Source organism: Streptomyces sp. NPDC093149 (assembly GCF_044754145.1).
Taxonomy (GTDB): Bacteria; Actinomycetota; Actinomycetes; order Streptomycetales; family Streptomycetaceae; genus Streptomyces.
Window position 1 is genome coordinate 1 of record NZ_JBIVON010000066.1, and the last position, 4175, is coordinate 4175.

Here is a 4175-nt window from a genome sequence, read left to right on the forward strand (position 1 = left end):
CTCCCGGTCCCGAAATCCACCGGCGACGCCGGATCGCTCGGCCTCGAAGCCTCACCACACCCCTGGCTGGGCGCGGTGACCGAACTCGCCGACGGCGAGGGCCACCTCATCACCGCCCGGCTCTCCCTCGCGGACCAGCCGTGGCTGAAGGACCACACCGTCTTCGGCTCCGTCATCGTCCCCGGCACGGGCCTGCTGGAGCTGGCCACCGCAGCCGCCCACGAGGCCGGGGCCGACGGGGTCGCCGAACTGACCCTGGCCGAACCGCTGGTGATCGACGACGCCGTCCGGATCCAGATCACGGTGGGTGCGCCCGGTACGGACGGCCGCCGCCTCCTCACGATCCACAGCCGCCCCGACGACACGCAGGACGACTGGACCCGCCACGCGAGCGGCGAACTGCGCGAAGAGGCCACCGGCAGCACGCCGGACGCCTTCGCGGAGCTGCGCCGCTGGCCGGTGGCCGAGGCCGAGCGGGTCGACCTCGACGGGTTCTACGACCGGTTCGGCGCCCAGGGCATCGACTACGGTCCGGCCTTCCGGGGCTTGACCGGCCTGTGGAGCAGGGGCAGCACGGCGTACGGATCTGTGCGCCTGCCCGAGGCCGCCGCCGGGGCCGAGTACAACCTTCACCCGGCGCTCCTCGACACGGCCCTGCACATCATGAAGGGCGTGACCCTCGCGCGGGGCGAGGAGGAGCCGGAAGGGGCGCTGCTGCCCTTCGAGTGGACCGATGTCGAGCTGTACGCGACGGGCAGCGGCGAACTGCGCGTCCGTATCGACGTCGAATCCTCCGGGGCCGGGCAGGAGATCCGGGTCTGGGCCTGCGACGCGACGGGGGAGCCCGTCGCACGCATCGGCGGACTCCGCCTCCGGCGGGCCACCGCCGAACAGCTCCGCGCCGCGCGGAACAACGGCGCGGACGGTCTCCACCGCCTGGAGTTCCAGCCGGTCACGGCCCCCGCCCCACAGGGCACGGCCGCCGACGCCGTGCTGACCGGAACCGGCGAACTCGCCGCGCTCCTCGGCGTACCGGCCCTGCCCGACATCGACGAGCTGACCGCGCTGCTCGACGGCGCTCCGCAGGCACCCGCCCGTGTCGTGGTCGACACGACCGGCCGCCCGCCCTTCTACAGCGCGCCCGAAGCCGCGTACAGGGCGACCGAGTACGTCCTCGCACAGCTCCAGGAACTGCTGTCCGACGAGCGGCTCGCATCGACGGAGCTCGTCTGGATCACCCGCGGCAGCGTCGCCGCCGCCCCGGGCGACCGGCTCGACGGGCTGCCGTACGCGCCCCTGTGGGGGCTCATCCGCTCCGCGCGCGCCGAACACCCCGAGCGCGGCCTCCGCCTGATCGACCTCGGCCCGGACGACGCGGACCGGGACGCGCTCGCCCGCGCCCTCGCCGTCACCGGCGAACCCGAACTCGCCGTGCGCGACGGTGAGGTGCTCGCCGCCCGGCTGGTGCGCGAAGCCGCCACGGACGACCAGGCCATCGCACGGCCGCTCGACCCCGAGGGCACGGTACTGATCACCGGTGGCACTGGCGAACTCGGCCGCGAGACCGCCCGGCACCTCGTACGCCACCACGGCGTCCGCCACCTGGTCCTGACCTCCCGACACGGCGCCGAAGCCCCCGGGGCCGCGGAACTCGTCCACGATCTCGAAGAGGAAGGTGCGGAATGCGTACGTGTGGTGGCCTGTGATGTCACTCGGCGAGATGACGTGGCGCAGGTGCTCGGTCTTGCTGAGGCGGGCCGGCCTTGGACGGCTGTCCTGCACCTCGCAGGAATTCTGGACGACGGCGTCCTTCTCGGCCAGAACGCGGAGAGACTCTCCCGAGTGATGGCGCCGAAGGTGAAGGGCGCCCTCTACCTGGACGAACTCACCCAGGACCTCGACCTCGCCGCCTTCGTCCTCTTCTCCTCCGCGGCCGGCACCGTCGGCACGGCGGGCCAGAGCATCTACGGCGCGGCCAACACCTACCTCGACGCCCTCGCCGCCCGGCGACGGGCGGAGGGGCGCCCGGTCACCGCTCTCGCCTGGGGGCTGTGGCACCAGGCAGGCGTGGGCATGACCTCGCACCTGGGCGCGGTGGAACTGGAACGCATGCGCCGCCAGGGCATCGCCCCGCTCCCCGTCGAGCAGGGCTTGGCCCTCCTCGACGCGGCGCTCGCCCGCCCCGCCGACAACTTCGTCCCCGTGAAACTCGACCTGCGGGCGATACGGCGGGCAGCGGAGCAGGGCCAGGACGTCCCCGCCCTGTTCCGCGCGCTTGTACGGCTGCGACCGCGCCGCGCGCCCTCCGCCACCACGGCGACGAGCCCGGCCGGCCTGCGCGAACAACTGCTGGCCGCGCCCGAGGACCGGCGCCCGGAACTCGTGACGGAAATGGTGCTGCGCGAGGTCGCCACCGTGCTCGGCGTGAGCGGGGGAGGTTCGCTCTCGCCGCAGCAGGTCCTCAAGGACCTGGGCCTCGACTCCCTGATGGCGGTCGAGCTGCGACGCCGCCTGTCGGCCGAGAGCGGCATCTCCCTGCCCGCGACGCTCGCCTTCGACCATCCGACCCCCGACCACATCGCCCGGCTGGTCCTCGGCCGGATGGACCTGCCGACGGAGGCACCCGCGACCGGCGCGTCCGGGGCCGGTGCGTTTGGGGCAGAGGACCCCGAGTCCGTGCTCGGCCGGGTCCTGGAACAGCTCTCCGCCGACCGGATCCACAGCAGCGGATTGCTGGAACAGCTCGTCGAACTGGCCCGACAGGAAGCCACCGGCACCGCGGCGGTCGCCACGATGCCGATCGCACCGGCCGAGGAGGAGCGTTCGGTGGACGACATCAACGCCGAGCTGAACGCACTGCTGGAGGCATCAGGGCTCGATCTCGACTGAGCCCCATCGCGGCGCACGGCCGCGGACCGACAACCTGTCGAGCCCCTGAGCGGCACGGAGGGCCCCGGCGATCACCTGATCGCCGGGGCCCCCGCGCTGCCGTGGCCCGGACCGAGCCTTGACGGGACAGCGGCACTGCCACCGCCGGCAGAGCCCCGTCGTCCGCTCCGAACGTGCCGGGCCGTCCAGGAACCGTCAACCGCGGCTCAAGTGGCGACGGATTGGGTGACAGGGTCCCTGACCTTTCGCTCCGGGACGCTGTTGCTCGCGGTGGCTGTAGAGAAGGGCTCGATGGTGTCGATCTCAAACCAGGATCGGATGGAAGCCGCACTGCCTGCGATCCGTGCGCTGCAGAAGCGTGCCGCGGATCTGGAAGCGAAGCAGGCCCGGCAGCACGAGCCGATCGCGATCATCTCGATGGCGTGCAGGCTGCCGGGCGGCATCGATACGCCGGAGGCGTTCTGGGAGCTGCTGGCGTCCGGCGGGGACGCAGTGGGCGGTCTGCCGGAGCGCTGGCGCGGGCTCGACCTCTTCGACCCGGACCCGGAAACGGTCGGCAAGAGCTACGCCCGTGAGGGCGGCTTCATCGACGGTGTCGAGCGGTTCGACGCCGGGTTCTTCGGGATTTCGCCGCGTGAGGCGGTGTCGATGGACCCGCAGCAGCGGTTGGTGCTGGAGGCGTCGTGGGAGGCGCTGGAGCGGGCGGGCATCCGGCCCGACGCACTGGCCGAGAGCCGTACCGGCGTCTACCTCGGCACGATGAGTTCCGACTACGGCGACCTGGGCCGCGACCTGGACTCCCTCGACGGCTACGTGAGCACCGGCAAGGCATCGAGCGTGGTGTCGGGCCGTGTCGCGTACTCCCTCGGCCTCCAGGGCCCCGCGATCACCGTCGACACCGCATGCTCCTCGTCACTGGTATCGCTCCACCTCGCCGTGCAGGCCCTGCGCCAGGGCGAGTGCGAACTGGCCCTGGCCGGTGGTGTCACGGTCATGAGCGCACCGTCACTGTTCGTCGAGTTCTCCCGCCTCAAGGGAATGGCCGCGGACGGGCGTTGCAAGTCCTTCTCGGCCGCTGCGGACGGCGCCGGCTGGGCCGAGGGTGCGGGCATCCTGGTCCTGAAGCGGCTGTCGGACGCTGAGCGCGACGGTGACCGGGTGCTGGCCGTCCTGCGGGGTTCCGCCGTCAACCAGGACGGCCGGAGTCAGGGGCTGACGGCTCCGAACGGTCCTTCGCAGCAGCGGGTGATCCGGGAGGCGTTGGAGGTGGCGCGTCTTGTGCCGGC

2 protein-coding genes are annotated in these 4175 nt (G+C 72.5%); both read left to right on the forward strand.

The features are described from left to right. On the forward strand, window positions 1–2889 hold a 2889-nt coding region (locus ACIQCZ_RS42435), incomplete at its 5' end, for a type I polyketide synthase (RefSeq protein ID WP_402291557.1). A gap of 294 nt (window positions 2890–3183) precedes the next feature. Next, window positions 3184–4175, forward strand: a 992-nt coding sequence (locus tag ACIQCZ_RS42440) for a beta-ketoacyl synthase N-terminal-like domain-containing protein (RefSeq protein WP_402291558.1), incomplete at its 3' end; no start/stop codon positions are given.